We start from the raw sequence: 2,863 nt of genomic DNA on the forward strand, positions 1-2,863 counted from the left end.
GGTATCATCAATCGTTAACATTTATTATTTCTATTCAGCTCAAAAGTTATCACATTTTGGGCTGCTTTTTTATGGCGATTTCTTAACATTCAACACTTCTGGGTTTGGATGATTTGGTCAATTTGGGTAGTTTTGGTGTCAAGGTAATGGGCGATATCTTTTTGTTCGGGGAGTGGGGGGAGAGTAACCCACAATCTTTTAATCGCTTCTTGATTAATATTTGGATCTTTTCTTGCACTATCAGCAAAAATTTCCCAATGAGGTCTGAAATATTGTATGTAGTACCACAAGTATTCTGAAAAAAACTTTTTGTTATTTGGAAATATGGCACAAACGGATTGATTGATAGTTACTTCTTCTTGAAGAATTGCGTTTTTACCAATTGTCCCCATTCCCCCATACATCGCCAACAAAATACTTCTGATAGGGATGGAAGCCAGGTTGTAGTGTTCTCTAGCGAGATCTGTAACCTTGAACTCTGAAGAATACAATTTATTATTATTTAGATCTGTAGTCCGAACCCAAAAATGAGTTCCATTGTCATAATATTGGCTCAATCCACTTTGAGGAGTAGTTCCCGATTTCGTTTTTGTCAGATTTTTTATTCTAGATAAGCTCCAATGCTCAGGCACTTCACCGATCCACTCAATCCCGCTATCTTTCATCGGCACAGATTTATCAAGCCCGCGTGTCACGGTTTCATTGATGAGGGACTGTTTGAGGTTGCCATATAGTGTTGCCTTCTGGGTGAGTAGGTCAATTTTGCGATCGCACTGTGCGGTTTTGGTGTCGAGGTAGTGGGCGATCGCTTTTTGTTCGGGGAGAGGTGGGACTAAAATATCTATATTTGATAGGGTGTTAAGGTAAATTCCAGGTTGTGCAGAGTAGCTGGTATTAGACCATAATGTGTCTTGGAAATAAGAACAACTAGCAAAATATAGAAAGAATTTGCTAGTTAAAATTTTGATAATCGGTCTTAAAGTAGCTAGACTTCTTTGAGTGACAAATTCAGGCATATTTGCAGGAACTAGAGCAACTTTTCCCATAGTTGCTCCTACTATTGCTAATTGCAAATCCCCTTCTTTAATTTTTAGTGATTTTGATATCTTTTTATAGTCTTCTTCCGAAATAAAACTATCATCATTTAGAAATAGAAACTTTGAATTCACAATATTTCTGACACTTAGCAATGGATAGCCAATCTCTACTCGCTCAAAAGAGCCATGTGTTCCGTCTTTGATGTGCGAACATAAGGTTTTGGCTTTTCTTATACTCCAATGCTCAGGCACATCACCCAGCCACTCAATCCCACTATCCTTATAAGCCTGATAATATTCAATTTTCATAACGCCAACCCCTCTTCAAGCCCCTTCAACTCCTCATCAAGAGCCGCAATTTCCTCCAAAATCTCCTCTACACTTCTCAACTTTTCAGGCTTATAAAACACCTTATTAAAATTAATCTCTACTCCCACCACATTTTCTAAATACTCAAAGGGCTTGGTGATATACTTCGCCATAAACGCCGCAATAGCTTCCTGGTTCGCCACTACATCTCGATGAAACGGAATAATCTCATAATCCTTCTGATAATCTGGTGTTAGCTCCACCGTGATTTCAATCTTTTCTGGCTGGGTTTTCGTCCCCTTTTTCAACGCTGCTTTTACCATAATCTTGCCGCAGCCCAACTCCTCCTGCTTACCAATCACCTCTTTAATCAGCGTTTCCCGATCTGCGTCAAACCGATACATCGCCTTATCCGTTGTCACGACCAACGGTTGTTCTTTGTAGTCCAGCGAATCAACAAACGGCTTAACATCCTGCTCAAATGCCTCTGCCAACGAGCCAAATCTTTCCAAGTCGTACTCCGTAATCGTAAATTCCGTTAACGTCCGTTCCCCATTCTCCAACTTCAGCGGCGACAGCTTCAGACTGGTTTTGCCCTCCTTGAGACGACTAGCAAAAGTTCTGCCCTGCTCATCCACATTCGTGAGCATAATCGCCTGCTTATTAAAATAGAAAAACTCCTTGTCAAACACCCGTGCATAGTCGTTGTCCACAAACCGCGCTAGGGTTTCGACAATCTCTAAACGGCTGGCTTCATCCACCTCTTTCCGCTTTGCTCCCTTATTCTTTTTCAGCGGCTTAAACTTCTCACTGGCATTAATTAACATCACCCGATCTTGGCGTTGGGCGGGTTTATTCTTGTTTAACACCCAAAGATAAGTATAAATGCCTGTGTTAAAAAACTCATCTGTAGGTAATTGAATCACCGCCTCCACAATGTCCGAATCCAGCATCCATTTACGAATATTGCTTTCTGCTGAACCCGCATCCCCACTAAACAACGTCGAGCCATTGTGAACCACAACCCCCATACCGTTAGCATCCAGCTTTGAGATCAAATGCTGCATAAACAACAACTGACCATCTGAAATTGACGGCAGATACTTAAACCGTTGGGTTTTATCGTTCGTGATGTCCTTTTGGTAGCCTTTCCAACTCACCCCATAAGGCGGATTGGCAACCACCACATCAAATTCATCATTATAGAATTTGTCATTCGTCAGCGTATTGCCATGCTCAATCTTAGAATCTACCCGAAACCGACTTTCAATTTTGGCTAGGGCATAAAGGGCATCATTCCAGTCTTGCCCAAAGGTTTGGGTTAGTCGCTTTACCTTGGCGTTAATCCGGTCTTCCACCCCAAACAACAGGTTGCCGCCGCCACAGGTGCAGTCATAAATTTTTAACAGGCGATCGGGTCATGCGAGGGGGAAACGTGGGACTGCTAGACTGAACAAGGTGTAGTTGCTCTGGAACAGTCTAATGAAATGTCCCCTGTGTGGTCATGAGAAACCGCA

The 2,863-nt window shown here is 42.0% G+C and carries 2 protein-coding genes; both read right to left on the reverse strand.

The window, feature by feature from the left end; all coding sequences use genetic code 11:
• Positions 1-89 precede the first annotated feature (89 nt).
• Positions 90-1,346, reverse strand: a complete 1,257-nt coding sequence (locus tag H6G17_RS32215; RefSeq protein ID WP_192162801.1) for a restriction endonuclease subunit S — start codon at positions 1,344-1,346, stop codon at positions 90-92.
• Positions 1,343-2,755: an N-6 DNA methylase gene (locus tag H6G17_RS32220; protein WP_277876150.1), complete on the reverse strand. Its 1,413-nt coding sequence runs from the start codon at positions 2,753-2,755 to the stop codon at positions 1,343-1,345. Before H6G17_RS32220 ends, H6G17_RS32215 begins: the two co-directional genes overlap by 4 nt.
• Positions 2,756-2,863 lie beyond the last annotated feature (108 nt).

The organism is Chroococcidiopsis sp. [FACHB-1243] (assembly GCF_014696895.1).
Classification (GTDB): Bacteria; Cyanobacteriota; Cyanobacteriia; order Cyanobacteriales; family Chroococcidiopsidaceae; genus Chroococcidiopsis.